Here is a 26,304-nt window from a genome sequence, read left to right as displayed (position 1 = left end):
TGCACAACCGTGCCCATCTTATAAAATATGAAACACAATAGTTATATATTGCGGATATCACTCGGTGATGTGTCAATTCAAGATTGGGGCCAAGATGTTCAGCGTCAGGTATACGATATTTGGGACTCGAACATGGAACTACGCGAATCAAGTGATGGGGTACAGCCCTTTACCAGCCCTCTCCAGCCAGATGTGCCCTTGATGATAATGGGCTACAATCCAGGTGCGTACAGTGGTTCTCGCGACAAGCCAGAAATGATGGAACAGTTTGAGAATGGAGTCTTTGATTTACCTTCGGAGCGTGATTATGCTGCTGGCGGGGCAGACTATCCTGTGGCGAGGTTTATTCGAGAGACAATCTTCCAAAATCACGACATCCTTACTGAGAGTATCGAGACGAATCGATATTACCTCAGGACATCTGGCATTGGGGAACATGATACTCTAAGAAACGAAGCCCCCGAGTACATCGACTTTTGTCGAGACAAGACTGCCGAGTTGATTGAACGGGCTGACCCTGATACAATCCTTGCGTTTGGCATGAGAACGCACAAATCGCTTAGAGACGATGACCGTTATGATGAGTACAATATAATTCGTGAGCAGAGCCGGTTGCAGGGAGATGGCAATCGCACGCTGTTTCTTGAGGTCACGCTTGATGGCCGCCAGGTGCTCGTTTTCACTCACCCGAGTCCGAAGAATCTCCCACGCGTGATTGAGAATGAGAAAGAGAAGGAACTCATTGCAGAGTTTATCCGTGGTGCTATGGACATATAGACAGCCAAGCGGAGAATTCTAATCTGATATAGAACTTGAATCAACTATTCTCGGCTTTCAACGCGGATATCTTCTCCACAGACAGCTGCCCCTGCTTTTTTAAATTCATTAAATGAATTGTCAGTCTGGCGAAAATCAGCACCAGTTAAAACAGCGAAACGAAAATCATCGCCCAAGAGGTCGGCACCGTAGAGAATCGCACCTGAGATCTGCGTAGGACAAACCTGCCTCACTGAAATCTGCGTGCTGCAAATTTGCATTAGTGAGCTCAGTATTCTTGAGATCGGCATTTGTGACGTTAGCTCTGGTGAGTGTGGCATTAGAAAGGTCTGCACCAGAGAGATCAGCATTCTGGAGATTCGTTTTGTCAAGGGATGCTCCGCTTAGATCCACATGGCTGAGTGTAGCCTCGGCAAGCGAAACTCCGGTGAAATCAGCGTCTGGACGAATGTCGTCGGGTGTCAAGTTGTCAGTTGGAATGTTCATGTGTTAGCTGAACTGTTACCGGCTGTATTTTGTCCCTCGTTGGCAATTCTAAGCAGAGATGATCCGTTCGAGCGTCATCGGGTGTCCATCTGCATCATTGAAATGCCAAGAGAGTGTTCGTTTAATTGGACTATGTCTCTGTTCTGGAGTCGGGGGTTCGGAGAATGTATCGGGATCGAGACCAAGCCACACCGCAATAATACGCGCTGTGAGATCACTGTATTTCGCTACAGCCTCTCCGAACTGACGTGCATCAGTCCAATCCGATAGATTGCCCCTGTCCTGGACCCACATCGCGAAGAGATTTCCAAGTGTGGTTGAACTCTCAGTGCCCGTGTACAGAGACTCAAGTTCCTCACCATCCATTTCAACAGTAATACGCCATTCGTACCGGAGACCAGACGTGGATTTGCTCATCATCCGGACCTCGAACTGGTCGAGTATTCCTAATAACAATACCGGTTTAGGGGGTTAAAATACCTGTTTTCAAGGAGAAATAAAAATGCAGCATAGGTACTGTCCAACCAGAATGTCCCCCTCTTTATGAACTTCTGTTATTTTGTACTGACCAATCCGAACAGCTGATGTTCCGAGAAGTCTCGGTGCAAGATACGCGCTCTGTATTCAGCACGGCTACTGAAACGTATCACCGATTGAGGGTTTCAACAGAGCCGCTATTATGAGTATGCAGGCAGACGCGGTGGGCTTGACAGTCCGCCAGCCAGCGAGAAGGGCGCGATTGTCGCGGTCGACACCACTCGAGAGAGCCATGGTACTAGGACGGTAATACCAAAGCCTGCGAGCGGTGTGGTGCGCCGGTGGGCCACATATTGAGGATGGGGTCGCGTGGCTGGCGAGCTGGGGTCTGAATTACTCATACTCCATCATCGTATCGGCGAAGTCTACGACTTCTGGAAGAATGGTCTCGAGGGTTTCAAAAACGTCGATAGCCTCATTAGGTGAAAGGGTACTGAGCGTTAGACCAGAGAGGTCCTCTCCATCATAGGTTGTTTCGATTTCGATACCGTCCGCTAATTCAATATCAATCCATGCTATCGTCCCTATCTCAACTGTCGAGACGACGTCACCATATTTCAATTCAAATGTAAGCTCCCCGATTCCGTTTATATCGACTCCGTTCACGGGGGCTTCTAACTGGTGGGCACGTGCGAGCATCCGGGCGTATGTTGGGTGGTCGTGCATGAATTCGCGTCCTGCAGCGTCCGACGAGAACCACTGTGGGTCATCGCCACCTGGGCTGTGACGCCTAACGGTTACTCTTTGTGGTTCTGGCAAGTCGTTCATATCACGCTTTAGCGGCGGCAACCCCCCATCATCAGCGAACTTTTCTTGCCACCTTGGTGGGACTTGGAAGTCGTTCCAGGGTTTCGGTCCTTCTTCGACAGTAACGTATTTCGTCTGGAGATCTTCAGGATCGACAGCAACGGGAAAATTTGCTTTGTACACTTCGAGTGAATACTCACAGGCGGCCTCAAATTCGTCTTCCGCCCTCGTGCCTGGCGAATAATGACTCCGGCCAGCAATCGTTCGATAGAAGAAGGCCCGCGGCGACTCCGCGTGTTTTAAACTCGGTTCCGGAGAGTCAATCCGTTGCCCGATCCACTGGTTCGGGAAATTGTCATCATCTGGGTCGTACCGGCGAGAGATAACCTCAGACTCGCCTATTTGTGCCCCCCATCGCTGGTAGATGTCACGACTCAACCGCAAGAATTCTCCTTCAGACAGCCTTGATTCGATTTTCGGGAATTTGTGGGTGTTTCCGTTACGGTCTGCCACCTCAATATAATCATAGATTCGCTCGTCTTCCCAGACGATGTTCCCTCCAGTATCGTCTCCGAAGTACTCCTGAGCTATCCGGTCAAGTGTGTCATTACCAGTGGAGTCGAATCCGGGGGTTTCGACTGGTGTGTACCCCTTGCGCTGCAGAGAGTGTACGTAGGCACTATCTTGTTGCTTGATATGGGTCTTGAAACTTCCCAAGTCACCCTCGACGTCTGGATGGTCATCCAAGTATTCCACCAGAGCATCAGCCTCGGTAGATTCAATCGACGCTAATTGGATAGGCCGACTCTCATCGGACACCTCACCACTATCCAGCGGTTTTCCCTCGTCGAGGGTGTAAAGATCACAGATATGCCGTAACGGAGAGACGATACTCCAAGGAACTTGGTCTCTGTCGCGGTACCCTAACTCTTCGGTGAGGAATTCGGCCGCTCTAGCATCGACTTGATACGTAATGAACCCAACATCCGGGGGCTTTGCTTTGATGAAAAACTCCGTCTGTCGTGGGTGTATTTTCGTCGAACTGTCTGTCCGCCTGTTGAGCGTCGGCATTAGATATTCCCATGTATTATGACATCGGCAAAACTGTTTATACTGTCTATGAGAGACTTCGGAGACCGGTGAGTGCGGGCCCATCGAATTGGTCCAGATTTAATTCCATTTGTATCTCTGACGGTTCTTCAGTCCTCTATTTGATTCCCATTGGGCGGTATAATCCTGTTAGAACGGTCGTGCAAGGTAATTGTTCTATATATTGAAATACGATTTTGACAGCGTCTGGGAATGTTGGACCAGGCCTGCAAGATACAAGGCGCGTATACAGCACTACTTCTGCGAGTGTTGGGACGCTGAGAAGGATTAGCCGTACTTGCCCGAGTACCGAGATAGGGTTAGAAGTCCTGACCTAAGTGCCAGCGAGAAGTAGGCGAGCGTCAGTTTGTCTACGGTATCATGCGGATATATTTGGATGAGACAGTCAAAGATTCTTTACCTAACGAATAGAATTTATAACCAGTGCCCGAACCAGCTGTCAACTTAATCGTATCTCTGCGTGATCTTATAGACGAAAACCGTGAATCCGATATAAATCACATCTGGCAAACCCTCATTGATAATGGTTTCAAGCCTACTGTTCACGATGATGAGATACGTGCGGAGGCTTTGCTTTTTCAACCGTTTGAGGACACGTCAGAAAACAGAGAATTGATTCAAAAGTGTGTGAAAGAACTCGACGCCGATTTTCCCGAACTGGAGATTGAATATTCGACGTTCGTAAATGGAGATCCTGAGAAGTTTGCGGAAAAAACATGTAATATCATTATTAATTTATAATACAGAATACACCCTCTGTATCGGTCACGCGGTATCTGGCAGAAGTTCGCCACATCTATTCGCAGTTTGCGAGATACAGGACGCCTATGAATCATTCCAACTGATGCCCTTCTCACCTGAGTATTTCATACTGATGTTCAACGCTCTCAATTGTGAGATGATCTGAGTGACCCATCCCGACAATACAGCCAGGTGTGGAACCACTCACTGACCCCCGCTATCTTGCTAGTTGGCTCGGAGTGTGGTAACAGTCCTGTTGAAACTCGGCGGTGTAAACGGGGCTATTTGGTATGGCTGTCTGCTGTGTCCAAGCCGAGAGCTGACTCACTCGTCATACTTGCCGTTCCAAACCCAAATAATTGTCTGGACATCGAGCATATCTGCATCATCGTGGTACTCACGTAAATCTTCCAGAAGGCGGCGGCAGGCACGGGCTATCTGGTGATACTGCTGGGGTGTGTACCCCTGTTCAAGTTTGTCGAGCGGTGTCTTTTCGCTGAAGAACTTGTTGAACCGCCGGTACTGGAAGGCAATGTGACGGTCCGGATAGGCAAACATCAGAAGTCCCGTCGCGAGTCGCAGAAACGACCCTGCACTCCGACTGTGTTCGTCCCGTTCGACAAGGGGCGAGACGAAGGCCCGTATCTCGGCCAGTCGGGTTTCGATGGGGCGGTTCTCATCGAAGAGGATCGAGAGCACCCTCGCTGCCTCTGTTGGGTTTGCGAGGCATAAGTCCTCGAAATCGTTATACGCAAACACGGATTGGCGATGGCCCATGATTTTCCGGATGACATCAGAAACGATGCCGCCTGGGTGGGACAATGCTTCGAAGAACGGGTCGATATCGGTTGCTGTCAGGGCAGTCAGTTCGAATCTACTCGTAATCTCGTCATGGAAGTAGTCCCGGTAATCCCACTTCCATTGTTCGGCGTGATTGCCGCCCCAGTGTTCTGTGTCTTCGCCATCGTATGCATCATCCTTTCGTGCGTTGAAGTGCCCGTCAACGATTGCTGTGATATCCTCGAATTCGATCGGCGATGTGTCCGGACTCCCGAATTGGAATGCCAGCAGCGGTCGATATAGGGCTGCATCATCGCCCCTGAGTTCAGCCTCAAGCGTCGACCGGTCATAGTTAGCTGCCACAAATTGCAGGAATGCGTCGATTTCAGCCCACAGTGGTAGTTCGTGGTCAGTCCCGTTCGTTGCGTGGCCCACGTACTGTTCGTAGAGCTCTCTAAATTGCTCCAGTTCACGCTGTTGCCTCTCGTAGTTCCCACGTCGTTCCAGGGAGAACGTCGGGAGGGCGGACATCGCGTTACTATCGACGATCGGCGTGTCCTCCGGATGGAGTCGTCCGTATAGTTCCCGGATTGACCTATCGCCTACTTTCTCGGTCCACGTCGGGTCGAATGAGTTCGTGTCTCTAACCTCTTCAATAACCGCGGCGAGTTCGTCGTATTGATTCTCCCACTCACTCGTGAGCCTTCCAATAGTGGGCTGATAGGCGTGCGTAATGAGATTCTGGTTCCACAGTGCACGGAGTGTCTCCTCTGTTGGCGTCTCGATGAATTCGTCAACTCGTTGTTGACACTGTCGTGTTCGGTTGGTGTCCGTGAAATCAAATCCAGTTCCCGAGTCACTGTCAGCGATCGTTTCTGCCCATGCCTCGAGTAATCCCTGTCGGACTGCCCCGAGCGACTCTGTCTCCATGCTGATTCATTGCAGACTGCCACGTTAAAACTCCCACTGCAATTTCTAACCAATGCCTCGCTATCTAAGGGGTGTGTTGGTCATATCTGCGAATTGGGCACGAAGTGATGCTTGCATCCGACTGAGCAAGCGGCTCGCTGAGTAGGAGATTGTGAGTATCGCAGTTATTGGTATATTCTGGCCTGAGTCCGGGTAGCAGTAGAAGTCAGGACGAGGCTCAATCGGCTTGCGGGTTACTCCGGAGCGTATTTTTCGTGAATCCGGTCCATGCGCGCAGCCATGACGAAGTCACTTTTATGCAGGCCGTCGATTTTGTGAGTCCACATCTCGATTTGTACCTCGCCCCATTCTAACTGAATATCTGGGTGGTGCCACTCTTCCTCGGCGAGTTCACCGACTTCGTACGTGAATTCGAGTGCATCACGGAAGTCCTCAAACGGATACGTCCCCTTGAGGTGGTGGTCGTCAACCACTTCCCAGATCGCATCGTCGATCTCGTCGAAATACTCAGTATATTCTGCACTCGTAAGCGGTTCGTCCCCTGACGTGCATGCTTCACATTCTTGATCTGCAAGTTCTGATGACATACGTGTGAGCGTATGACAGGCTGACACTTGCATTTTTTCTGTTACTACTCTCTGTCTATTGGTACTATCTTTCTCGGGTCATTAGAAATTCGATTGCGACAAAATATCCATTCATTCCGATAGGGAGTGATCGACGAGTGGGTAGAGAGTCACCGCAGCACATCGCGTGTCAGAGAACAGGTCAAGAGGCGGGATTGTTTCTAGACCGTTGGCGATGCCGTGACGAGGGATGGATTAGATGCATTGGCCCGTCGCACGGCGGCGAACTTGACAGCGGCCATGTACCCATCTCGTACTACCCACCCGAGCGTGTGGTCTCCGTCGACGTTTACGAGAAGCCTTCACGAAAGTCGGTCTGAGGCCGACAGGGAAGCGTTCCCGCCCCCGTCCGGGAATCGATTAGACCGGGAGAGCAAAGCAAAGGTTCTCCACTTCGGGCGCAAGTGAGATGACCCGAGCCTTCCGCTGCAGTTCTTGGCGCCGGTCTTCGATACGCTGCTCAAGTTTGTTGAGCCGTTCCTGTTGACCCCGAATTGCGATGTCCATATTCGATCCAGCCTCTGCTTTCCGCTCATAGTTCTCGATGAACTCCTCGATCCGCTGGCGTTCAGCTTCCGCATACTCTCCGAGGTCATCCAGTTCTTGCTGGGTCTCCTCTCGGCGGCGTTCATGTAATTCCTCTCTTAAGGAAGTGACCTGCTGGCTGATGTACCGGTCAGCGGCTTCTCGCAGCTGATCCTGACTCTGTATCAGCGATCGCACACGGTCCGCGTCGGGTGACCCTCGGATACTATCTCCCTGAACAACACGCTGACCCATCCGCTGCCGGGGGTCTTGATGGCGAGCATCGACATACACGGGTATCATCTCTTCCCGAATGACCTCGCCCGTCCCGTCCTCAAACATCACACGGTAGTTGTATGCAATCCCCGGCTCGTCGACGAACGGGAGGAGCTTTAGCCCAACATCGCCGTGCTCACTATCCAGGATTTGCTGCATTAGCCGCTGGACCAGGTCATCATCGGGTGAGACGTAGTCGATACCATCGTGGTCCATAGCGAAGTCTCGGCTGAACGTGAACGGGCCGTACTCCTCGTCCGTTCCTTGCCGTAGGGAGCGTGGCAGCTGGGCCCTGTAGAGAGTGCTCCCGGCCTTCTCGACGTCGCCACCGAGTGCTTCGACGCCGCGTTCTACGAATTCGTGGATGTCGGCCTCCGTCCCGTAGACGTCCTCGGACTCGTCCATCACCTCCTGAATCTTCTCTCGACTCTCTTGGTCGAACGTGCTCGTATCGATGAGGCTGCGTTCGTACCACTCCTGGAGCGTGCGTTGGCGCTCGTCGATGAGCTCCTCGAGTTCTTCCTTGGTCGCACTCGCCGGTTCCTCGTTCTGGATAGATTCCATGATGAGCGAGTCGACGTTGATGTCGTCGAGCATCCCCAGCACGTCAGCCGTGTTGCCGAGTTTGCCGCGGATGTTCTCGATCTTGTTCTGGAGCATCTCGAAGATCTCGCCCTCGCGCGTGTCCTCGAACGTGAAGTTCCAGACCTTGACTTCCTTGTCCTGGCCGTAGCGGTGGAGGCGGCCGATGCGCTGCTCGAGGCGGTTCGGGTTCCACGGCAGCTCGTAGTTCACCATGATGTGGCAGCTATGTTGGAGGTCGATGCCCTCGCTGGCTGCGTCGGTTGCAAACAGCAGACGGGACTGGCCGTGGTTGAACTCCTCCTCGATGCGGGCACGTTCCTCCTTGTCGACGTCACCGTGGATGACGAGGATCTCGTCGGCCCAGGGTTCGTCTTTCACGAGGTCGAGGAGGTAGTCCAGCGTGTCCCGATACTCGGTGAACAGCAGGAGTTTCTCGTCGGGTTGCTCCTCTAGCAGCTGCTGGATGTAGCGGCGGACCTTCTGGGCTTTTGAGTCGACAGAGATGCCTTCGGCGAGCGAAACGAGATCACGGAGCGTTTCGATCTCTTCTTCGAGTTGCGCATCGCTCTCGGTGACGGTCAGCGCGGAGAGTTCCTCCTCGGCTCGTTGTTTGTCCTCTTCGTCGAGGTCTTCGCCGTCGAGATACGCGGAGGCCTCTTCCGAGAGACTGGTGGAGGTCGACTGCTCATCGACGAGGTCGCCCAAGCGACGACTCAGCGTCGCTTGGATGGCGCCGATGCTGCTGACAAGGCGTTTCTGCATCAGTGCCATAGCGAACCCGACCGCTGGCTCATTCAGTTTCTCGGAGCGGTTGTAGACGTTCTGGACGTAGTCAGTAACGGCCCGATAGAACTGCCGTTCATCGTGGGTCATCTCCACGGGAACGGTGTTGACCTCACGGTCGGGGAAAATGCGTTCGCCGTCATCGTCGTACAGCGTTTGCTTCCCGCGACGAATCATCACGCGGTCGACGGCCTCCTTCGAGAGGTCTTGGTCCTCGGCGACGAGGAAGGGATCGATGTACTCGACGAGCGAGCGGAACGCCTCCCCTTTGCCGTCGTGTGGGGTCGCGCTGAGCAGCAGCAGGGAGTCGGAGTTGCCGGCGACCCGTTCGACCATCTTCGACGTCTTACTGGGGGACTCGCCCCGTTTGGCGGCCTTGTGCGCCTCGTCGACTATCACGACGTCCCAGAACGCTTCCTCGAGGGCAGGCTGGAACTCGTCCTGCCGGAGGAAGGCCTGGCTGGTGACCATCTGCTGGTGATCTTGGTCCCAGATATTGGCCTCCTCACCGAGCCGGCGTCGCTCGCCATCAACCCACTGCCTGTCGGCAGGCGTGAGGTCGATGTCGAAGAAGCGGTCCATGTCACGGATCCACTTCTTCTGGAGATGGGCGGGGACGACGAACAGGACGCGGTCGGCACGATTTCGGGCGGTGAGCTCTTTGAGGATGAGCCCTGCTTCGATGGTCTTCCCTAGGCCGACGTCGTCGGCGATGAGCGCACGTTGACGCAGCTTCTGCATCACCCAGTTGACTGCACCGAGCTGATACGGTTCGAGGCGAACCAGCGAATTCGAAATGCTCAGCAGCTGTCCTTGCTCATGCGCGATCTGAAGCTGAAGAGCCTGCGAACGTAGGTCGAACCACTCGGCCGAGACCGACTCGTGGTCGGGATGTAGCTGTTCGCCTGACGCCGAGCGCAGTTCACCAAGCTGATCCCGTTTGGGTTCGACCTCGACGTCATCGATACAGACGGTCTTTACGCCTGCATCCTCGACGTACGCCCGGAGATAGTCGAGCTCGCCGACGGAGTAGGTCTTAATGACCTCAGCAGTGCTTCCATTGAGGAGGACCGTATCGCCGGGATCGAAGTTAATCATTTTGTGTTAGAGGACTTGATCGTCGACGGTCTTCGGAACAATCTCGGCGTCGACGAGCGGCGTGACGTTTATGTCGACGCCGTGCTTGTGGTTCGGCTGATAGCCGGCAGTTGTGATTTCCGAGAGTGCGCGGTCGGCCCAGTCGGAGGGGACCCGTTTACCAATCTCCTGGCAACGATCATCGATTTCCTGAACGCAGCAGCCTGCCGGACGCTGTGGGACGAACGCCCCGACTATCTCCGCATCCTCGTCGACCACGAGCACACCCGACTCGGGTTCGAACCCAGCGACGACACCGATCCCGATGCGTACGCCGTCAGTGGGGCTGCCGACGAGTCCGGTGGCGACCTCCAGCTCAAGAAGGCCGTCCGCCGGCTGGGTATCGACATCGACGCCCTCGAGGAGACGACGTTCCTGGCACTCGAACGCAGCGGCGATCTCGCCATCGCCGACCTGTCCGACCTGGTCGCCGCCAGCACCGAAGAGCCGGGCGCCCAGGCCCACCAGTCCAAAGACGACATCGAGTACTACTGTGGGTACTGCGGCAAGGGCCCCTGGGCCCGCCAGGATCGGGTGCGTGGCCACCACGACCGCATGAGCCATCCCAGCGAGGTCGTGGTTCGGACCACCGAGCCCGACGACGAGACCGTCCTCGAACACGAAAGTGCGCCTACCGTCGAGGGCGAGCCCCGCGAGCGGATCCGGTCGTGGCTCGAAGCCCACACGCCCGAATATCGGTTCTTCAAAACCGAGGATATCGCCATCGAGTGTGACCTGCCCGGCAACGACACCGATGACATGCTCGACCGCGGCCTCAGTGGGTTCGAGATCGCTCGCGACGGCCAGTTGTGGCGCATCGACCCCGTGGAGGGCGAGGAATGACGGCTCGCTGTCCGGCCTGTGGCGCGACCAGTGACGAAATCTTTCGCTGCACAGAGTGTGGTCGTGACCTCGTCGACACGGACCAGGACGGGGATACCGATGCGTGATGTCGAGACCGACGGCGAGTCCTGGACGGCCCGCCGCCTGTGGCCGCGTCGCCGGCTGCACCCGCTTGCCCTGACGGTGGTCGACGATGGCTGAACCGTTCGCGACACCCCACGGTGTCCGGAGCTATGCCGGCGTCGGCGACCAGGACACGACCTGCCCGAACGGGGTCGAGGGCTGTCCCGGCAGCGGCACCATCGACGCACTGTGCATCGATTGTTTCTTCAGAGGTGACCAGACGTGAGCCAACAGACCGAGTATCCTGACCCCGAGGAACGTATCGCAACGACACTTATCGAGTGCCGGACCGAACTCGAAGCGATCGCTGAGACAGAGACACGGTTCGGCGAGCGGGCACAGAACGCACTGGACTGGTTAGCAGCCTACGACGGAGGAGAGACCGATGGGTGAGTCAGTCGAACCCGAGGACACGGCGGGCCAGCGGGTTATCCTCGAGAGCGTCTTTGACGGCCAGGAACTCCTCGGCCATTTCGGGGTTGTCGGCGAGCGCTTCCATCAGGTCCGTGTCCTGCTGGGACGACCGTTTGGTTGCTTCTGGCGAGAGTGCTTGGCCACACCACATGCACTGCGATTCGCGCTGGGGCGTCTCACGGTCACATCGCGGACAGGTGACCGGCGCGAACTCGTCGTCGCTACTGTCGTCGACGACCTCCAGACCCATGAGTTGGGCGTACTCGTCACCGATATCGTCGTCGAAGATAGCGGCGTATCTGGAGACGGCGTCGGAGCCATGCACCCGGCCTTGGCGGCGTTCGATATGCCGGGCGTTCATGCCCTGGCGGCAGAGCCAGGCCAGATTCGACTTCCGGAACGCCGTCGGCGTGACGTCCTTCTCGACGCCGGCCCGCGATGCGGGTCGTTTGAACATGTCCAGATAGGACTGGTAGGAGAGTTGGTCCGGGTCGGACAGTTTGCACCACAGGGGGTCGTCACCATCGCCAGGGTGGTCACTGAGCCAGCGGTTGATGTGTGGCGTCGACGGAATCAGGTCGACCGCTCGTTGGCCCGTCTTCCCGTCGGCGCTGACCGTCAGGCCGTAGTCCGAGGTGTTGATGTCGTCGACACAGAGATCGTACAACTCGCCACCTCGCAGGCCAGCGTCGAATTGGAGCGCGATTGCGGCTTCGTCCCGACTGTTGCGACACTGGTCGAGCATCGGCTCGACATCGTCCTCCCACCGCAGCATCTCGCCAGGGTCCGGCGACGGGTCGTAGTCGTTCGGGAGCGTGGAGTTGACCCACGCGATGGCGGGCGGCGGGTCATCGCCTGCGACATCAGTGACGCGGCGACCAAAGACCCGGAGTGCGACCCGGTAGTTCTGGTTCGTCTCCGGCGTTTCGTCGAGGTCGTACGTATCGTGGATCCAGCGGACGATATCCTCGGTCGCATCGCGGTCCTCGAGACTGTCGGCCAGCGACGCCGGCGCGAGTTCGGCCATACGGACACAGTGACGCAGAAGCTTGAGGTGGCGATGGTGGCCGTACGTTTCCCGCAGAAGCTTCAACTGGTCGCTGAACTCCAGCAGGATGTCACGGTCCCGGTCGTGGTCGATATCCCGCTCGCCCTCTTTAACTTTGGTCCGCAGAGTTTCAACACCACGCTGGGGATTCGGCATAGTCTCACATTTAAGCCTTGGCTGTTAAGGGTTTGGCTGAAAGCTCACCCCTGGCTTCAGCGCTTCAGTCCGGAACCGTACGACGAGACCACCCGACCGAGGCCACCGTTTTTCGAGTCGTTCCCGAAGCGTAGGCACGAGCACAGAGTGGCATCTGCACCGCCCCTGCCCCGCCAGACACTTTCCCCACAGCTCCCGGAGACGACACAGACCCAGCTCAGAGAGAGGCCCAAAACGTGGATGATATTTGGATTAAATGGTGATTAACAATACAGTAACTGTGCTATTCAGTTTGTATGTGGGGGAGAATCGATCAAACAGAGGTGGTTAGAGGTAACCAAGTTACTACGGCACTAGCGGCTGTCGTAGCGTTTCTCGTAGTCGAGGTGGCAACACGGACAGCTACTTCGATGGCGTACGTCGGTGGCGCGTTCGTCGCTGCGGCCGTTCTCATTGGCCCCGCGGCACCGCTCGCTGGGGCCACGGGGGTCGTCGTCCACGACGTTGTCTATGGGGCCTTTGGGGACTGGACGGTAGCCACGGCGGCCTGGATACTGGTCTTTGGCTGGGCAGTCGTGTGGCTCGGTAGCGGACGCTCTAACGGGCCGGATGGCCAGGCGCTGAAATCGGTACATCGGGTGGCTCCGGCCTGTGCCGGAATAGTTGTAATCGGCGGAATCAACGCAACAGCCTTTGGGGCGTGGCTGGCGATGGTTCTGGGGTCGCAACGCTTCTACACGGCCGCTACTGGATTCCTTCCGGGAATCGCCGCGGCCGTGGGGCTCTGTGTGTTCGGACTGGTCGCTGTTGGGGTCGCCAGGCGTCTCGGACTGATCGGCCGGACTGACACTCGCGGCCGTTCGCTGTTCGAGTCGGAAGCGCCCGGACGAAACCGCTCCGAGGGGCCGACCCGTGCGACGACTGTCGGCGTATTCGTCATCGGCACTGGGTGGCTGTTCGGCGTCTCGGTCCTCGACGTTTTCGTCCACGACCTGACGCTGTACCCGACAGCGAACGAATTCAGAGGGTTCCTCACCGGATTCCTCGGTGGCGACTCGCCGATAGCTACCGTCCTTCTCGGTGTGTACAACTACGGTGAGCTGGCAGTGGTCCTCTCGGCACCAGTCGCACTACTCGCTCTACTGGGATGGTGTGCCTACCACGAGCAGGTGCTCTCAGGGGCCGACCTCGGCGTCGATATCATCTTTGGAGGGCCCTCCAATGAGTGAACAGCAGTCCGAATCAGACGAGACAGTTCCGAGCAGACGCCAGTTTCTCACCGCGCTTGGCGGCACGGCACTCGCAGCAGTGGGCTACGGATACGGGACCGACGCCGGCAGGTCCTTGTCTGGCGATTCAGCAACGCAATCCAGCACCCACCCGGCATCTGAATATCATATCGACGCGCTGACAGCAATCGCCAGCGCGGTGTATCCGTCGGCCGTCTCCGTAGACCGTTCGTTCATCGAGAGCCGCGTGTTCGGGCGGGTCGAGCCGAAACCCGATCATTTCGAGGGGGTCGTCGCCGGTATCGAAGCGGTCGACGACCACGCCAGAGCACGGTACGGTGGCAGGGTCACCGAACTCTCCGCTGGCCGGCGGCGACAGGTACTGCAGTCGATGGGCGTGACGACAGTCCATCCCACCGCCGACGGGACAACTGCGGAACAGGTGCGGTTTTACGTCGTGAACGACCTGCTGTACGCACTGTTTACCTCTCCGATAGGTGGGGAACTGCTCGGAGTCGACAATCCGCCCGGACATCCCGGCGGTCGAGAGGCGTACCAGCGAGGGCCGGCGGGTGATGAAAGATGACCGGCGCAAGCGACCACACACCGACTGAGACCGACGTCTGTATCGTCGGGGCCGGGCCGGCCGGAGCCATCACTGCCTACTCGCTGGCACGGCGTGGTCACGACGTCGTGGTGCTCGAAGCGGGTGAACGGCTGACCCCCGAGGACCACCACCGACGCATGGAGATGTGGCTGCGCCCGAACTTCGACCGGGGCTCCTTCTGGCGCGATGGCGAACGGGATGCGTACACGTCGACCGGTGATATCGACGCACGACTCAACGAGACGCGCGTGAAGGCGGTCGGTGGCACGTCCTTGCACTGGGACGCAAACACACCGCGGCTTCACGAGGAGGACTTCGAGATGAACACGCGGTACGGGGTGGCACGGGATTGGCCGATCAGCTACGACGACCTCCGGCCGTACTACGCGCGTGCCGAGCGGGAGATGGGCGTTTCAGGGGCCGACGACAACCCCCACGGCCCGCCGCGGAAAGAGCCCTACCCACAGACAGCGTTCGAGCCCAGTTACTCTGATTCGCTGTTCGCCGAGGCCTGCGAGGAACTCGGAATCACGATGGCGTCCCAGCCGAAGGCCATCAACTCCGAAGCGTACGACGACCGGTCCGAGTGTGTCGGGTACGGCGTTTGCAACGCCTGTCCGTCGGGAGCGAAGTACAGCGCCGAAGTCCACGTCCGGAAGGCCGAGTCAGCGGGTGCGCGGATCGTCGACCAGGTGCAGGCACTCTCCGTGGAACACGACCGGACGGGTGACTACGTGGAATCAGTCGTCTACGCGGCCCCCGACGGGAGTCAGTACCGACAGGAAGCCGACCACTTCGTCATCGCGTGTGGCGGAATCGAGACGCCACGATTGTTGCTGTTGTCGGATTCGGACGTGTATCCCGACGGGTTAGCCAACTCCAGCGGCGCAGTCGGTCGGTATCTCATGGACCACCCCAGCGTCACGACGAGAGGGGCCCTCGAAGAGCCGACACGGCAGAGCAATATCGGGTGGGTCTCCAGTCGGAGCGACCAGTTCTATGCCCACGAGGAGTCCGGCTCCGGGAGCTACCACCTCACGTTCAGCAACACCGCGAAGTCAACGTCGGGCGGTGCCCAGTACAGGCTTCCCCCGACATCCCCATCGAGGTTCCTCGATGTCGTCGACAATCCGACCCCAGATGCACTGGCCGAACTCGCGACGGACCCGCTCAACGAGATGCAGCTGGGTGATGACCTCGACCTTCCGACGACCGCGGGACCGCCGTACCCCCTCTCGATACGTGGTGCGGGCGAGATGCTGCCGCGATCCGACAACCGGGTCACGCTGGATACGTCGAAGACAGACAACCACGGCCGGCCGGTGCCCTCGATCGATCTCTCTGACGGTGCCCACGCACGAGAGACGATGGAGCACTGTGAGGCGGTCCAGAAGTCGATTCTGACGGAGCTCGGTGCGGAAATCACCGGCGTGAGGACACTAAGTGAGAGAAGTATGAGCACACACCACATGGGGACGACGCGGATGGGGACCGATCCAGCTGAGAGTGTGGTGAACGAGGAGTGCCGGACACACGACCTCGCGAACCTCTGGATCGCGTCCTCGAGCGTATTCACCACTGCCGGGGCGAACAACCCGACACTCACGATTGCTGCGCTCGCGCTGAAGACGGCAGATCACATCGACGAGAAACTGTGACTGCCACACCGACGAACGGTCCGCGGCACTGTCAGAGACGGCTGCCACAGGCCGTGATTTCGGTAGTCAGGGCGTAGCTGGCGCCGCGGGGTAGGTCTACGTTTTTACCGCTGGGGCGCGTACGGTAGTGCATGAGTGAGTCCGAGGGCGAACTCCCCGAGAACGACGAAGAGTGGCGCGAGATACTCTCAGACGAGGAGTACCGAATCCTCCGCGAGTCCGGGACGGAGCCGCGGTTCAGCAGCGACCTCATCGACGTGAAAGACGAGGGCGTGTTCACCTGTGCTGGCTGTGGGACGGAACTGTTCGACAGCGAAGAGAAGTTCGAGTCCGGTACCGGCTGGCCGAGCTTCTGGGACGTGTACCAGGAGGGCAACGTCGAGACGCGGACGGACAACAGCCACGGGATGCAGCGAACGGAAGTCGTCTGTGCCGAGTGTGGCGGCCACCTGGGCCACGTGTTCGACGACGGGCCTGAACCGACCGGGAAGCGCTACTGCATCAACGGCGCGGCGCTGGACTTCGAGTCCCAGTAGAACCGTCGGGGTCGGTTCGGCGGCCGTGACGGTGGGGCGACACTGTCCGACCGAGTTTTGCAGGGTGTGGCTGTTCACTCGAACCGTCGTCTCGAAAGCGTTGTCGAGAGCCGGGTCGCGCCAGCGGTGCCGTTACTCCCGGCTCTGGTGTGTGCTCTCGCTCGCATCGTCGAACCTCGGGGCGACCGCCCGCTACGCCGACTGGGCCTCGGGGGCGTAGGTCGTCTCGATGAACTCGAGGATGCGCTCGGACTCGGCCATCGTGACGCCGCGGTCGGCATCGACCAGGACCGGGACGCCACGCTGGCCGGAAACCCGCTTCACTTCGTCACGTTTCGAGTGCAGCGCCTCGACCCAGACGCTATCGTAGTTGATTCCGAGTTCGTCCAGTCGGTCGGCGACCTTCTCGCAGTACGGACAGCCGTCCAGTTGGTAGAGCGTCAGGCTCATACAGTTCGGTACGGACGCCGCCCTCAAGGTGGTTGTGTTCGAAAAAACGCGACCGCCGCTGGCGTTACTCGTACAGCCAGGGCGAGTCGATCTGGTCCCAGTCGACGAGTTCGTCCTCGTCGAAGAACAGCTCGATCTCGCGCTCGTTTGCGCCCTCGTCCTCGTGGTCGGAGCCGTGGATGACGTTCCGACCGAGGTCGAGCCCGTAGTCGCCGCGGATGGTTCCGGGGGCGGACTCGGCCGGGTCGGTCTCGCCCATCATGTTCCGGACCTGCCGGGTCGCGTCCTGGCCTTCCCAGACCATCGCGAACACGGGACCGGAGGTGATGAAGTCGACGAGCCCGTCGAAGAACGGCTTGTCCTCGTGCTCGCCGTAGTGCTCCTCGGCGAGCTGCTGGTCGATCTGCATGAACTTGCCGCCGACCATCTTCAGACCGCGGTCCTCGAAGCGGGAGACGATGTCCCCGATGAGGCCGCGCTGGACGCCGTCTGGCTTGACCATCACGAAGGTGCGCTCCGTCTCGGACATCAGGCCTCGGCCTCCTCGGCTTCCTCGTCGGCCTCGTCCTCAGCGTCCGCGTCAGCCTCGTCGGCGTCAGCTTCGTCCGCAGCCGCTTCCTCGGCGTCCGCGTCGGCCTCGTCGGCGACTGCTTCCGCGTCCGCTTCTTCCGGCTCTTCCTCGACCGCACCGGCCTCACCGCGGGCGGTGTCGGTCCATTCGAGGTTGCGGGCCTCCCGGCCCAGGTCGGCGTTGTTCTCGCACTTCGAGGAACAGAAGTGCGTCGTCGCGCCGTCCTTGTGGACGAACATCGTACCCGTGCCGGGTTCGATGTCCGTGCCGCAGTAGTCACATTCGCGTGTCCGGGGCATGGTTACTGCCCTCCGATGGTGTCGGCCTCGCGAGCCGTCTCGCGGAGCTGGAGCACGTCACCTTCGCGGACCGGGCCGAGAACGTTGCGCGTGATGATGCGCCCCTGGTTCTCGCCTTCGCGGATGCGGCACTTGACCTGCATGGCCTCGCCGTGCATCCCCGTCCGGCCCACGACTTCGATAACCTCGGCGGGCGTGGAACCGCTGCTTTCGGATTCCTCAGCGCTCATCCGAGGTCACCTCACCGAAGCTCCTCGACCTTGTCGGCGATGTCCTCGACGTCGGCCTCGGCCTCACCGGCGTCGGTGACGGCCGCGGCGGCCGAGCCGACTTCGAGCCCGGCGGCGTGTCCGAGGTCGTCCTGCTGCTCGACGAAGATGAAGGGGACGCCCTTCTCGTCGGCGAGTTCCGGAATGTGCATGACGATCTCCTCGGGCTGGACGTCTTCGGCGACGAAGACGAGCTCCGCGGAGCCACGCTCGATGGCCTTGGTCGTCTCGTTTGTACCCTTCTTTACCGAGCCTGTGTCCCGGGCGACCTCGAGCGCCTCGAGGGCGTCGTCTTCGAGGTCCGCGGGAACGTCGAAATCTACGTATACTGGCATTTGTATGTTCACCTCCTGCGCGCGAGCTCAGGCTCCCCCGCCGTGTCCGGGCCGCGGGGCCCGTCACACCGTGGTGGTGTGTATCCTGAAAAGGCTGGGAGCATCATCAACTCGGCGCAGGCTGTACCCAATTCTGTGCCACCGGCCCTAAAAGCGCTTTCGAAGCCGAAATCGCGTGCCAGGCCGGCACACAGTCGCTGTCGGGTGGTCTCCCTACTCCGAGGGCACCGCGTCGGCAAGGGCCGTCCGTGCCTCCGCAACGAGGCGGTCGACCACCTCGCCGGCAGGCACCACGTCCTGTGCAAGGCCGACGCTCTGGCCGGCGTAGTGGGGCAGCGCCGCCAGGTCGCCGTCCATGCCGTCGAGCGGTGGCGTATCAGCACGGCGATACACCGGCTCGCCGTCGGCCGTACGAGCGATCCGTTCGGGGGTCCGTCCCTGTTCACCCTCCGTCGACGTGGCCGCGGGGTCAGGCGCGTCCGTCCGACTGACCGCGTCGGTCTCCAGCACTCGGTGTGGCTGGTCCGGCCAGCCCCGGTCGAACAGGTCGGTGAGCCGCGTCGCCGTCTCGGGTGCGTCGACGATGCGCTCCCGGTATGTCTCGTGTGCGCCCGATTCCTCGGTCGCCACGAACCGGGTGCCGAACCAGCCGCCGTCGGCGCCCAGTGTCAGTGCCGCCGCGAGGCCGCGGCCGTCACCGAGTCCCCCGGCTGCGACGACCGGCACCTCGACTGCGTCGGTCACTCGCGGGAGCAACGCCAAAGTCGTCACGTCGCTCTGGACGTGACCGCCGGCTTCCCGGCCCTGTGCGACGACGATGTCAGCGCCCGCAGCAACAGCGGCCCTGGCCTCGCCAGCGCTCCCGACCGTGACCAGCACCGTCCCACCGACGGCGTGTACCCGGTCGATGTACGGCTCTGCGTCACCGAAGGAAAACGAGACCACCGAGGCGCCGGCGTCCAGACAGGCATCGAGACACGCTGAGGGGGACAGGACGCCCGTCGACTCGTCGAGGACGACGTTGGCCCCGACCACGCCATCGGTCGCGGCTGCGGCGGCGGTGTACGCCTCGCGAATCGCGTCGGCCTCGCGCCACGACATCGCCAGCATCCCGAGGCCGCCCGCGTCTGCGACTGCCGCGGCCAGGGCCGGCGTCGAGACGCTCCCGACTGGTGCCTGGACCACCGGATGGTCGACATCGAGTTCGGCACAGAGTCCAGTGTGGAGGGGTTCCATGGTGGTGCCTGTGGCCGGTCCCGTGAAAAACACCGGTGGCTCCGTGGGCGGGACCGTCAGGCCCATACTGGCGCGTCTGCCACCTCCGGTATGGACATCGCGCGGTCGCTCCGAGCGGAGGCCCGCCGCGCGAACGAGCGGCGACTGCTCGTTCTGGCGGGCGACCCCGACCGGACGCGGGAGCGAGCGGGGGCAGCGCTCGACGCGGCGGACGTACCGGGCGGGGAGACGACCGTCGTCGGCCCGGAGGCGTTCCTCGACTGTGAACACCACGAGCAGTCCCGCGCCGAGGAACTGCTGGGCCGGACCCGGACGGCTGTCGTACTCGATGCACACGAGGAACTGCGACCGGACGCGGTCGGGCGGACCGTCGGTGCTGTCGACGGCGGCGGCCTCTACGTCCTCCTCGCGCCGCCGCTGGAGACGTGGCCGGAGGTACGCGACGGGTTCGACGCCTCGCTTGCGGTCCCGCCGTTCGAGGTGGCGGACGTGACCGGCCACTTCCGCCGACGGTTCGTCGAGACGCTCCGGGCCCACCGTGGCATCGCCATCGTCGACACCGACACGGACACCGTCGAGCAAGACGGCCTGACGGACCCGCCACCGAGCCGCCCGGTTCCGAGCCCGACACCGCCAGCCGACGCGCAGTTCCGCCCCGAGACCTACGCCCAGTGTCTCACCGACGACCAGCGGGACGCGGTCCAGGCGTTCGAGTCCCTGCGGACCGGCGGCGGGGCGGTCGTGGTCGAGGCCGACCGGGGCCGGGGGAAATCCAGCGCCGCCGGACTGGCCGCCGGAAACCTCGCTGCTGAGGGAAGGGACGTGCTGGTGACCGCGCCACAGTACCGGAGCGCCGGCGAGGTGTTCACGCGGGCGGCACACCTGCTGGAGCTGTTCGACGTCGAGTTCGCGCGCGACCGGACGTCGGAACCCCAGCGACTCGACGTTTCGGGGGCGGGCTGTGTGCGGTACGCGCCGCCGGCCGAGGCCGCACTGCTTCCGGACGACCCCGACGTCGTCATCGTCGACGAGGCCGCGGCCCTGCCGGTCCGGCGACTCGAACAGTTCCTCGACGCCCCGGCGGTCGCCTTCACGACGACCGTCCACGGCTACGAGGGGGCTGGCCGGGGCTTCTCCGTGCGGTTCCGGGACCGGCTGGCGGAAAGTGACCACTCCGTCACCGACGTGTCGATGACGACGCCAATCCGGTACAGCGACGGCGACCCCGTGGAGGTGTGGGCGTTCAGGGCGCTGTTGCTGGACGCCCGCCCGCCGGTCGACCAGCTTATCGCGGATGCGACGCCGGGGACCGTCGAGTACCGCCGGCTCTCGACCGCGGACCTGCTCGCTGACGAGCACCTGCTCCGGGAGGGGTTCGGTCTGCTCGTGCTGGCACACTACCGGACGGAGCCCTCGGACCTGGCCCGACTGCTGGACGCGCCGAACCTCACCGTCCGGGCGCTGACCCACGAGGGCCACGTCGTCGCGGTCGCGCTGCTGGCGCGGGAGGGGGACCTCCCGGCGGACACGCGAGCCGCGATGTACGAGGGCGGGCGGGTCCGCGGCAACATGCTTCCGGACGTGTTGTCCACACAGCTCCGGGACGAAGCCGCCGGGATTCCGGTCGGCCAGCGGGTCCTCCGCATCGCGACCCACGCCGCGGTCCGGTCCCGCGGGCTCGGCTCGCACCTCCTCTCGGAGGTCGAAGCGGAGTTCGCAGAGCGGGTGGACTGGCTGGGCGTCGGCTACGGTGCGACGCCGGAACTCGTCCGCTTCTGGGCGCGGAACGGCTACGCCACCGTCCATCTCGCCACCTCGCGGAACGCGACCAGCGGCGAGTACTCCGTCGTAATGGTAGACCCCTGTTCCGACGACGGGACGGCGCTCGCGACGCGGCACGGTGAGTGGTTCCAGGACCGAATCGCCGCGGTGCTGTCGGACCCGCTCGACGACTGTGAGCCCGACGTGGTTCGGGCAGTGCTTCGCGCGAGCGACACCGAACCGTCGCTCACCCTCTCGGAGTGGGAGTGGCGGCTGATTGCCGGCGTCCCCGGCGGCGCGTCGATTCTCGACACGAACCCGCGGCCGTTCCGTGAACTCGCCCGGCGACACCTCTCGGACCCGACCGACCCGGCCGCGCTCTCGGCGCGGGAGGAACGCCTCCTCGTCCGAAAGGTCCTGCAGGCCCGTCCCTGGTCGGCTGTCACCGATGACCTGGAGTTCGTCTCCGAGCGGGAGTGTATGCGCACGCTCGGCGGAGTCGTCGAAAGGTTGACGCGTCTGTACGGCGACCCTTGGGTACAGGAGGAACTCGACAGACACCTATGAGCCTGCTCGGCCTCGAACCGCTGCTGTTCGTGCTCGCGTTCGCTCTGCTGGTCGGCGGCGTCGTCGGCAGCCTCACGCCCCAGGTCCCCGGTGCGCTCGTCTCGCTCGCTGGCGTCTACCTCTACTGGGTCGCCAGCGGGATGACCGACCCCGGCACACTCTTGCTGGCCCTGTTGACGCTGGTCGGCCTGCTGACGTGGGCCGTCGATATCGCGGGCGGGGCCGTCGCCGCACGCGTCGGCGGGGCGTCGAACTGGACAGCGGTTCTGGCTGGCGTCGTGGCGCTCGTCCTCTTTTTCGTCACCGGGCCGCTCGGCATCCTGCTGGGCGTCGCCGGCACGGTGTTCGTCGTCGAGTTCTACCGGCAGGGGGACGCCCGCGGGAGCGCCAAAGCTGCGCTGGTGACGACCGTCGGGATGCTGGCCTCCGGCGTCGTCCAGGCCCTGCTGACGGCATCGATACTGGTCACCATGGTCGCAGTCGCGGTCCTATGACTCAGTGTGCCGAGGACGGCTGCGAGAACGAGGCCGCGGTCGAACTCCACATCCCCTGGGACGCGAACCGCGAGGTCTGTCCGGACCACGCCCGCGTCTGGGCCCAGAAAGACGGCGTCGTCCCCGCGCCGATGGACGGCCACGAAGACGAGTGGCCATAGCCCGCATCTGTACCGATAGACGGGGTGATACACACGAGGGAATCTGACCAGTAGGTGTGACCCGTTCGCGAAGAAAATATAATAATAATTGGATTTGAATACGGAAAGTGAGGCGTGTTATCATGAAACGTGAGATGCTCACCACCGACTTCATCGACCGTGCAGCGGACATCTACGACGACGTGACCGGTATCGTTGCCCACGACGGCACCGAGTACACGTACGCCGAGGTGAACGAGCGGGTCAATCAGTTGGCACACGCGCTGTCGGACCGCGGGGTCTCGAAGGGGAGTCGCGTGGCCGTCCTCGCGCCGAACACACACTACTTCATGGAGACACTGTACGCGACCAACAAGCTCGGTGCGGTGTTCGTCCCGCTGAACTATCGGCTCAACACCCCGAAAATCGAGTACATCCTGAACGACTGCGAGGCGGCGACGGTGATCGCCGACTACGACTTCGCCGAGAAGGTCCAGCCGGTACGTGACGCCGTCCCCACGGAGGCGTTCATCGGCTACGAACCCGACCGCATCGACGGGGAGTGGGAGGACTACAGCGGTCTCCTAGGCGGGCAGCCGAGGACCGAACCGGACCGGCCGGACATCGCCGAGGACGACGACGCGAGCATCAACTACACGTCCGGAACGACGGGGGACCCGAAAGGCGTGGTCAGGACCCATCGGACGGAGAGCTGGCACGCGCTCGTGCTCAATCAGCACATGGAGATCCGCGACGACGACACGTACCTCTGGACGCTCCCGATGTTTCACTGCAACGGGTGGGGCCACACCTACGCCATCACCGGGACCGGCGGGACCCACGTCTGCCAGCGGACCTTCGACGCCGCGGACACCTTCCGCAGAGTCCGGGAATACGACGTGTCGTTCATGTGTGGCGCGCCGACGGTGCTGAACAAGCTCATCCAGCACTACCGGGCGTCGGACGGCGACGTGGTGACACAGGGCGACCGCGACGTGCGGATCTCGACGGCCGGCAGCGCCCCGGCGACGGCGACCATCGAGCGCGTCGAAGACGAGTTCGGCTGGCGCATCATCCACATCTACGGCCTGACCGAGACGGCCCCGATCATCACGACCAGCAACTCCCCGCGGCGCATCGCCGAACGGGGCCGGGAGATCAAGGTCAAGCAGGGTTCGGAGACGCTGTGTACCGACATCAGAATCGTCGACGAGGACGGCGACGACGTGCCACGCGACGGGGCGACCATCGGCGAGGTCGTGGTGCAGGGCAACCAGGTGATGGACCGCTATCTCAACAAGCCCGAGATAACCGCGGCGGCGTTCAACGACCGCGTCGAGGGCTATTTCCACACCGGCGACCTCGCGACGTGGGACGAGGACGGGATGATACAGATCATGGACCGACGGAAGGACATCATCATCTCCGGGGGCGAGAACATCTCCTCGATCGAACTGGAAGACGAACTGTACGACCACCCCGATGTCCTGAAGGCCGCGGTCATCCCGGTTCCGAGCGAGGATTGGGGCGAGACGCCGATGGCACTGGTCGTTCCGACGGCCGACAGCGACGCGACCGAACGGGAGATTCTGGATTTCCTCAGAGAACGCGTCGCGAGCTACAAGGTCCCCACTGGCGTCGACTTCCGTGACTCGCTCCCCGAGACGGCGACCGGGAAGATCCAGAAGTACGAACTCCGCAAGGAGTACTGGCAGGAGCAAGAGCGGATGATCGGCCAAGAGTGAGTCCGCCCGGGCAAGACATCAGCGAGCTATTACCACAGTTCTTTATTATGGTTCCGGCGGTCGGTCGGACTATGCATCTGGGAGTCGTCGTGCCACGCGTCGAGGACCACAGCACAATCGACCTCGCTGTCGAGGCCGAGGAGTGCGGCTACGACTCGGTCTGGCTGAACGAACTGTGGGGTGCAAGCTCCGTCGTCGAACTCACGGACATCGCGACCCGGACCGACGACATCGAAATCGGCAGTGCGATACTCAACGTCTTCTCGCGGTCGCCGGCCGTGCTGGCGATGACAGCGACGACCCTCGACAGAGTCTCGGACGGTCGGGCGGTGCTGGGACTGGGAACGAGTACAGCCCGGTCAATCGAGAACATGCACAGCATGGAGTTCGAGCGGCCGGTCCGTCGCGCCCACGAGACCATCGACATCGTCAAACAGCTCATGACGAGCGACGAGCGGGTGACCTACGACGGCGAGGTGGTGTCGGTCACCGGCGTTCCGCCGTTAGACCGCGACGTACCGGTGTACCACGCCGCGCTCGGGCCGGCGAACAGGCGGGTCGTCGCCAGGCTCGCCGACGGCTGGCTGCCCCACATGGTTCCGTTCTCCGAACTCGAGTCGGCGTTCGACTACATCGCCGAGACCGCACGCGATGCCGACCGCGACCCGGGCGAAATCACCGTCGCACCGTACGTTCCGGCAGTGGTCCACGAGGACGCCGACCGGGCGACCGAGGAACTCCGGAAACACATTGCCTACTACGTCGGCAGCGGCGACGGATACCGCCGGGCCGTCGCTGAGGCGTATCCGGACCGTGCGGAGCGCATCGCCGACGCCTGGCAGGCGGGTGACCGCGGCGAGGCGACGGAACTCGTCACTGACGAGATGACGGCTGACCTCGGAATCGCGGGGACGCCGGAACAGGCACGGGAGAAGCGAGACGCAATAGCGGACAGGGACGTCCTCGACCGGCTTCTGTTGACTGTGCCACAGCAGGTCGACGGGGAGCTGGCCCGGGAGACGATTCGGGCGCTAGGTCGGCGTTAGAGGTCGATCTCCATCATCACCTCGTCGGCGTACTCGTCGCCGAACTTGTAGTGGTCTTCGCGGACGGCTTCGGTGTCCCAGCCGTGTGCTTCGAGGAACTGGATCGCGTCTTCGTTCGTCGATGGGACGGAGTTGTACAGCTTCTCGTAGCCGTTCGACGCCGCCCACTCGGTTCCCCGGGCGAGAAGCTGGGACCCGATACCGTGGCCCCGATACCGGTCGAGGACGCCCAGCGTCAGCTCGGCCGTGTGGCTGAGCTTCGCGGCTTCGGGGTGTTTGAGGTGGACCCAGCCGACCACGTCGTCGTCGATGCAGGCGACGAAGAAGATGCGCGACTCCAGTTCGTTGTGCCGGAGCAGGACACCTTCGGAGTCGACGACGTCGGCCACGGTCTCCGCGTTGACGTACTCGCCGCCGCCGATGGCGGCCCGGATGGCCCCGACGAGACCTGTCAGGTCCTCCTGTCGCGCCTGGCGGATGGTGAACTCGATGTCGTCGGCCTCGAACTCTACCTCGGCGGTGTCGTTGTAGGCAACGCGGAGTTCCCCGTCAACGTCCTCCAGTACTCCGTCGCGTTTGAGCAGGGCGACGTGGTGGCCGAACGGTCGTGGGTCCATCTGCAGCGACGTCCGGGCGGCTCTCGGCTCGACGGACCCGTGTGATTCAACGTACTCGTAGATATCCCGCCGGTCCTCGTGGTCGAACTGCAGTGGCTCTGTTAGCTCCATGCTAGTCGC

General features: G+C 61.1%; 29 protein-coding genes. 14 read left to right on the top strand and 15 right to left on the bottom strand.

Going from position 1 to position 26,304, the window contains the following annotated elements:
- Positions 1-69: 69 nt before the first annotated feature.
- The gene (locus KZ498_RS07270; protein WP_312618022.1) at positions 70-777 is read left to right on the top strand and encodes a hypothetical protein; all 708 of its coding nucleotides are present in this window, start codon (positions 70-72) and stop codon (positions 775-777) included.
- A 44-nt stretch (positions 778-821) separates the two neighbouring features.
- Here KZ498_RS07270 and KZ498_RS07265 read toward each other — a convergent pair whose 3' ends face one another.
- The 4 genes from KZ498_RS07265 to KZ498_RS07255 all read right to left on the bottom strand — a co-directional run bounded on the left by KZ498_RS07265 (position 822) and on the right by KZ498_RS07255 (position 3,618).
- Positions 822-1,037, bottom strand: a complete 216-nt coding sequence (locus tag KZ498_RS07265) for a pentapeptide repeat-containing protein (protein WP_396276100.1) — start codon at positions 1,035-1,037, stop codon at positions 822-824.
- On the bottom strand, positions 943-1,263 hold the full coding sequence (locus tag KZ498_RS24680) for a pentapeptide repeat-containing protein (RefSeq protein ID WP_396276099.1): 321 nt from the start codon (positions 1,261-1,263) through the stop codon (positions 943-945). Before KZ498_RS24680 ends, KZ498_RS07265 begins: the two co-directional genes overlap by 95 nt.
- A gap of 48 nt (positions 1,264-1,311) precedes the next feature.
- Complete coding sequence (locus tag KZ498_RS07260) at positions 1,312-1,680, bottom strand: hypothetical protein (RefSeq protein ID WP_312618020.1); 369 nt, start codon at positions 1,678-1,680, stop codon at positions 1,312-1,314.
- Between the two features lie 453 nt (positions 1,681-2,133).
- Entirely contained in the window at positions 2,134-3,618 is a 1,485-nt protein-coding gene (locus KZ498_RS07255; RefSeq protein WP_312618019.1) for a hypothetical protein, read from the bottom strand.
- 462 nt (positions 3,619-4,080) lie between these two features.
- On the opposite strand from KZ498_RS07255, the gene KZ498_RS07250 reads away from it, so the two are divergent.
- Entirely contained in the window at positions 4,081-4,398 is a 318-nt protein-coding gene (locus KZ498_RS07250; RefSeq protein WP_312618018.1) for a hypothetical protein, read from the top strand.
- Between the two features lie 324 nt (positions 4,399-4,722).
- Here the strand turns inward: KZ498_RS07250 and KZ498_RS07245 are convergent, their stop codons facing one another.
- From KZ498_RS07245 to KZ498_RS07235, 3 genes are all read right to left on the bottom strand, one after another.
- Positions 4,723-6,108 carry a hypothetical protein gene (locus tag KZ498_RS07245; RefSeq protein WP_312618017.1) on the bottom strand — a complete coding sequence of 462 codons (1,386 nt, stop codon included), beginning with the start codon at positions 6,106-6,108 and terminating at the stop codon, positions 4,723-4,725.
- Positions 6,109-6,341: 233 nt separating this feature from the next.
- The gene (locus KZ498_RS07240) at positions 6,342-6,695 is read right to left on the bottom strand and encodes a 4a-hydroxytetrahydrobiopterin dehydratase (protein WP_312618016.1); all 354 of its coding nucleotides are present in this window, start codon (positions 6,693-6,695) and stop codon (positions 6,342-6,344) included.
- Between the two features lie 399 nt (positions 6,696-7,094).
- On the bottom strand, positions 7,095-10,001 hold the full coding sequence (locus tag KZ498_RS07235; RefSeq protein WP_312618015.1) for a helicase-related protein: 2,907 nt from the start codon (positions 9,999-10,001) through the stop codon (positions 7,095-7,097).
- Positions 10,002-10,004: 3 nt separating this feature from the next.
- Here KZ498_RS07235 and KZ498_RS07230 point away from each other — a divergent pair, with 3 nt between their 5' ends.
- From KZ498_RS07230 to KZ498_RS07220, 3 genes are all read left to right on the top strand, one after another.
- Positions 10,005-10,883: a hypothetical protein gene (locus KZ498_RS07230; RefSeq protein WP_312618014.1), complete on the top strand. Its 879-nt coding sequence runs from the start codon at positions 10,005-10,007 to the stop codon at positions 10,881-10,883.
- A 193-nt stretch (positions 10,884-11,076) separates the two neighbouring features.
- A complete protein-coding gene (locus tag KZ498_RS07225; protein WP_312618013.1) occupies positions 11,077-11,232 on the top strand; it encodes a hypothetical protein in 156 nt (51 codons plus the stop codon).
- Entirely contained in the window at positions 11,229-11,399 is a 171-nt protein-coding gene (locus KZ498_RS07220; RefSeq protein WP_312618012.1) for a hypothetical protein, read from the top strand. The genes KZ498_RS07225 and KZ498_RS07220 overlap by 4 nt, the downstream gene beginning before the upstream one ends.
- 1 nt (position 11,400) lies before the next feature.
- Here KZ498_RS07220 and KZ498_RS07215 read toward each other — a convergent pair whose 3' ends face one another.
- Positions 11,401-12,624 carry a tyrosine-type recombinase/integrase gene (locus tag KZ498_RS07215; RefSeq protein ID WP_312618011.1) on the bottom strand — a complete coding sequence of 408 codons (1,224 nt, stop codon included), beginning with the start codon at positions 12,622-12,624 and terminating at the stop codon, positions 11,401-11,403.
- 410 nt (positions 12,625-13,034) lie between these two features.
- Between KZ498_RS07215 and KZ498_RS07210 the strand changes: the two genes are divergently transcribed.
- The 4 genes from KZ498_RS07210 (at position 13,035) to msrB (ending at position 16,654) form a co-directional block, all read left to right on the top strand.
- Entirely contained in the window at positions 13,035-13,853 is an 819-nt protein-coding gene (locus KZ498_RS07210) for a hypothetical protein (protein ID WP_312618010.1), read from the top strand.
- Positions 13,846-14,439: a gluconate 2-dehydrogenase subunit 3 family protein gene (locus KZ498_RS07205; protein WP_312618009.1), complete on the top strand. Its 594-nt coding sequence runs from the start codon at positions 13,846-13,848 to the stop codon at positions 14,437-14,439. The genes KZ498_RS07210 and KZ498_RS07205 overlap by 8 nt, the downstream gene beginning before the upstream one ends.
- A complete protein-coding gene (locus KZ498_RS07200; RefSeq protein WP_312618008.1) occupies positions 14,436-16,118 on the top strand; it encodes a GMC family oxidoreductase in 1,683 nt (560 codons plus the stop codon). Before KZ498_RS07205 ends, KZ498_RS07200 begins: the two co-directional genes overlap by 4 nt.
- Before the next feature lie 131 nt (positions 16,119-16,249).
- Positions 16,250-16,654, top strand: a complete 405-nt coding sequence (msrB, locus tag KZ498_RS07195) for a peptide-methionine (R)-S-oxide reductase MsrB (RefSeq protein ID WP_312618007.1) — start codon at positions 16,250-16,252, stop codon at positions 16,652-16,654.
- Between the two features lie 192 nt (positions 16,655-16,846).
- Here msrB and KZ498_RS07190 read toward each other — a convergent pair whose 3' ends face one another.
- The 6 genes from KZ498_RS07190 to KZ498_RS07165 all read right to left on the bottom strand — a co-directional run bounded on the left by KZ498_RS07190 (position 16,847) and on the right by KZ498_RS07165 (position 19,814).
- Positions 16,847-17,104, bottom strand: coding sequence for a glutaredoxin family protein (locus tag KZ498_RS07190; protein WP_312618006.1), 258 nt, complete (start codon positions 17,102-17,104; stop codon positions 16,847-16,849).
- A 64-nt stretch (positions 17,105-17,168) separates the two neighbouring features.
- Entirely contained in the window at positions 17,169-17,633 is a 465-nt protein-coding gene (gene ndk, locus KZ498_RS07185) for a nucleoside-diphosphate kinase (RefSeq protein ID WP_312618005.1), read from the bottom strand.
- Positions 17,633-17,974, bottom strand: coding sequence for a 50S ribosomal protein L24e (locus KZ498_RS07180; RefSeq protein ID WP_312618004.1), 342 nt, complete (start codon positions 17,972-17,974; stop codon positions 17,633-17,635). The genes ndk and KZ498_RS07180 overlap by 1 nt, the downstream gene beginning before the upstream one ends.
- A gap of 2 nt (positions 17,975-17,976) precedes the next feature.
- Positions 17,977-18,204 carry a 30S ribosomal protein S28e gene (locus KZ498_RS07175; protein ID WP_004516764.1) on the bottom strand — a complete coding sequence of 76 codons (228 nt, stop codon included), beginning with the start codon at positions 18,202-18,204 and terminating at the stop codon, positions 17,977-17,979.
- An 11-nt stretch (positions 18,205-18,215) separates the two neighbouring features.
- Positions 18,216-18,578 carry a 50S ribosomal protein L7Ae gene (rpl7ae, locus tag KZ498_RS07170; RefSeq protein ID WP_162411641.1) on the bottom strand — a complete coding sequence of 121 codons (363 nt, stop codon included), beginning with the start codon at positions 18,576-18,578 and terminating at the stop codon, positions 18,216-18,218.
- A gap of 213 nt (positions 18,579-18,791) precedes the next feature.
- Positions 18,792-19,814 (bottom strand): nitronate monooxygenase, encoded by a 1,023-nt coding sequence (locus KZ498_RS07165; protein ID WP_312618003.1) that lies wholly within the window; start codon positions 19,812-19,814, stop codon positions 18,792-18,794.
- A 90-nt stretch (positions 19,815-19,904) separates the two neighbouring features.
- Here KZ498_RS07165 and tmcA point away from each other — a divergent pair, with 90 nt between their 5' ends.
- From tmcA to KZ498_RS07140, 5 genes are all read left to right on the top strand, one after another.
- The gene (tmcA, locus tag KZ498_RS07160; RefSeq protein WP_312618001.1) at positions 19,905-22,142 is read left to right on the top strand and encodes a tRNA(Met) cytidine acetyltransferase TmcA; all 2,238 of its coding nucleotides are present in this window, start codon (positions 19,905-19,907) and stop codon (positions 22,140-22,142) included.
- Positions 22,139-22,636: a DUF456 domain-containing protein gene (locus KZ498_RS07155; RefSeq protein WP_312618000.1), complete on the top strand. Its 498-nt coding sequence runs from the start codon at positions 22,139-22,141 to the stop codon at positions 22,634-22,636. The genes tmcA and KZ498_RS07155 overlap by 4 nt, the downstream gene beginning before the upstream one ends.
- Positions 22,633-22,797: a hypothetical protein gene (locus KZ498_RS07150; protein ID WP_312617999.1), complete on the top strand. Its 165-nt coding sequence runs from the start codon at positions 22,633-22,635 to the stop codon at positions 22,795-22,797. Before KZ498_RS07155 ends, KZ498_RS07150 begins: the two co-directional genes overlap by 4 nt.
- Before the next feature lie 122 nt (positions 22,798-22,919).
- Complete coding sequence (locus KZ498_RS07145; RefSeq protein ID WP_312617997.1) at positions 22,920-24,521, top strand: long-chain-fatty-acid--CoA ligase; 1,602 nt, start codon at positions 22,920-22,922, stop codon at positions 24,519-24,521.
- A 71-nt stretch (positions 24,522-24,592) separates the two neighbouring features.
- Positions 24,593-25,567 (top strand): LLM class flavin-dependent oxidoreductase, encoded by a 975-nt coding sequence (locus KZ498_RS07140; RefSeq protein ID WP_312617995.1) that lies wholly within the window; start codon positions 24,593-24,595, stop codon positions 25,565-25,567.
- Here the strand turns inward: KZ498_RS07140 and KZ498_RS07135 are convergent.
- Positions 25,564-26,295 (bottom strand): GNAT family N-acetyltransferase, encoded by a 732-nt coding sequence (locus KZ498_RS07135; protein WP_312617994.1) that lies wholly within the window; start codon positions 26,293-26,295, stop codon positions 25,564-25,566. The genes KZ498_RS07140 and KZ498_RS07135 overlap by 4 nt on opposite strands.
- Positions 26,296-26,304: the final 9 nt, after the last annotated feature.

The sequence above is a fragment of the Haloarcula sp. 1CSR25-25 genome, assembly GCF_032027985.1.
GTDB lineage: Archaea > Halobacteriota > Halobacteria > Halobacteriales > Haloarculaceae > Haloarcula.
This window is presented reverse-complemented; position numbering and strand designations above follow the sequence as displayed.

What these genes read in the sequence shown, in the direction of transcription:
- KZ498_RS07265 (WP_396276100.1), bottom strand. Translation starts at nt 1,037, where the DNA reads ATGCAAATTTGCAGCACGCAGATTTCAGTGAGGCAGGTTTGTCCTACG.
- KZ498_RS24680 (WP_396276099.1), bottom strand. Translation starts at nt 1,263, where the DNA reads ATGAACATTCCAACTGACAACTTGACACCCGACGACATTCGTCCAGAC.
- KZ498_RS07260 (WP_312618020.1), bottom strand. Translation starts at nt 1,680, where the DNA reads ATGAGCAAATCCACGTCTGGTCTCCGGTACGAATGGCGTATTACTGTT.
- KZ498_RS07255 (WP_312618019.1), bottom strand. Translation starts at nt 3,618, where the DNA reads ATGCCGACGCTCAACAGGCGGACAGACAGTTCGACGAAAATACACCCA.
- KZ498_RS07245 (WP_312618017.1), bottom strand. Translation starts at nt 6,108, where the DNA reads ATGGAGACAGAGTCGCTCGGGGCAGTCCGACAGGGATTACTCGAGGCA.
- KZ498_RS07240 (WP_312618016.1), bottom strand. Translation starts at nt 6,695, where the DNA reads ATGTCATCAGAACTTGCAGATCAAGAATGTGAAGCATGCACGTCAGGG.
- KZ498_RS07235 (WP_312618015.1), bottom strand. Translation starts at nt 10,001, where the DNA reads ATGATTAACTTCGATCCCGGCGATACGGTCCTCCTCAATGGAAGCACT.
- KZ498_RS07225 (WP_312618013.1), top strand. Translation starts at nt 11,077, where the DNA reads ATGGCTGAACCGTTCGCGACACCCCACGGTGTCCGGAGCTATGCCGGC.
- KZ498_RS07215 (WP_312618011.1), bottom strand. Translation starts at nt 12,624, where the DNA reads ATGCCGAATCCCCAGCGTGGTGTTGAAACTCTGCGGACCAAAGTTAAA.
- KZ498_RS07210 (WP_312618010.1), top strand. Translation starts at nt 13,035, where the DNA reads ATGGCGTACGTCGGTGGCGCGTTCGTCGCTGCGGCCGTTCTCATTGGC.
- KZ498_RS07205 (WP_312618009.1), top strand. Translation starts at nt 13,846, where the DNA reads ATGAGTGAACAGCAGTCCGAATCAGACGAGACAGTTCCGAGCAGACGC.
- KZ498_RS07200 (WP_312618008.1), top strand. Translation starts at nt 14,436, where the DNA reads ATGACCGGCGCAAGCGACCACACACCGACTGAGACCGACGTCTGTATC.
- msrB (WP_312618007.1), top strand. Translation starts at nt 16,250, where the DNA reads ATGAGTGAGTCCGAGGGCGAACTCCCCGAGAACGACGAAGAGTGGCGC.
- KZ498_RS07190 (WP_312618006.1), bottom strand. Translation starts at nt 17,104, where the DNA reads ATGAGCCTGACGCTCTACCAACTGGACGGCTGTCCGTACTGCGAGAAG.
- ndk (WP_312618005.1), bottom strand. Translation starts at nt 17,633, where the DNA reads ATGTCCGAGACGGAGCGCACCTTCGTGATGGTCAAGCCAGACGGCGTC.
- KZ498_RS07180 (WP_312618004.1), bottom strand. Translation starts at nt 17,974, where the DNA reads ATGCCCCGGACACGCGAATGTGACTACTGCGGCACGGACATCGAACCC.
- KZ498_RS07175 (WP_004516764.1), bottom strand. Translation starts at nt 18,204, where the DNA reads ATGAGCGCTGAGGAATCCGAAAGCAGCGGTTCCACGCCCGCCGAGGTT.
- rpl7ae (WP_162411641.1), bottom strand. Translation starts at nt 18,578, where the DNA reads ATGCCAGTATACGTAGATTTCGACGTTCCCGCGGACCTCGAAGACGAC.
- KZ498_RS07165 (WP_312618003.1), bottom strand. Translation starts at nt 19,814, where the DNA reads ATGGAACCCCTCCACACTGGACTCTGTGCCGAACTCGATGTCGACCAT.
- tmcA (WP_312618001.1), top strand. Translation starts at nt 19,905, where the DNA reads ATGGACATCGCGCGGTCGCTCCGAGCGGAGGCCCGCCGCGCGAACGAG.
- KZ498_RS07155 (WP_312618000.1), top strand. Translation starts at nt 22,139, where the DNA reads ATGAGCCTGCTCGGCCTCGAACCGCTGCTGTTCGTGCTCGCGTTCGCT.
- KZ498_RS07150 (WP_312617999.1), top strand. Translation starts at nt 22,633, where the DNA reads ATGACTCAGTGTGCCGAGGACGGCTGCGAGAACGAGGCCGCGGTCGAA.
- KZ498_RS07145 (WP_312617997.1), top strand. Translation starts at nt 22,920, where the DNA reads ATGAAACGTGAGATGCTCACCACCGACTTCATCGACCGTGCAGCGGAC.
- KZ498_RS07140 (WP_312617995.1), top strand. Translation starts at nt 24,593, where the DNA reads ATGCATCTGGGAGTCGTCGTGCCACGCGTCGAGGACCACAGCACAATC.
- KZ498_RS07135 (WP_312617994.1), bottom strand. Translation starts at nt 26,295, where the DNA reads ATGGAGCTAACAGAGCCACTGCAGTTCGACCACGAGGACCGGCGGGAT.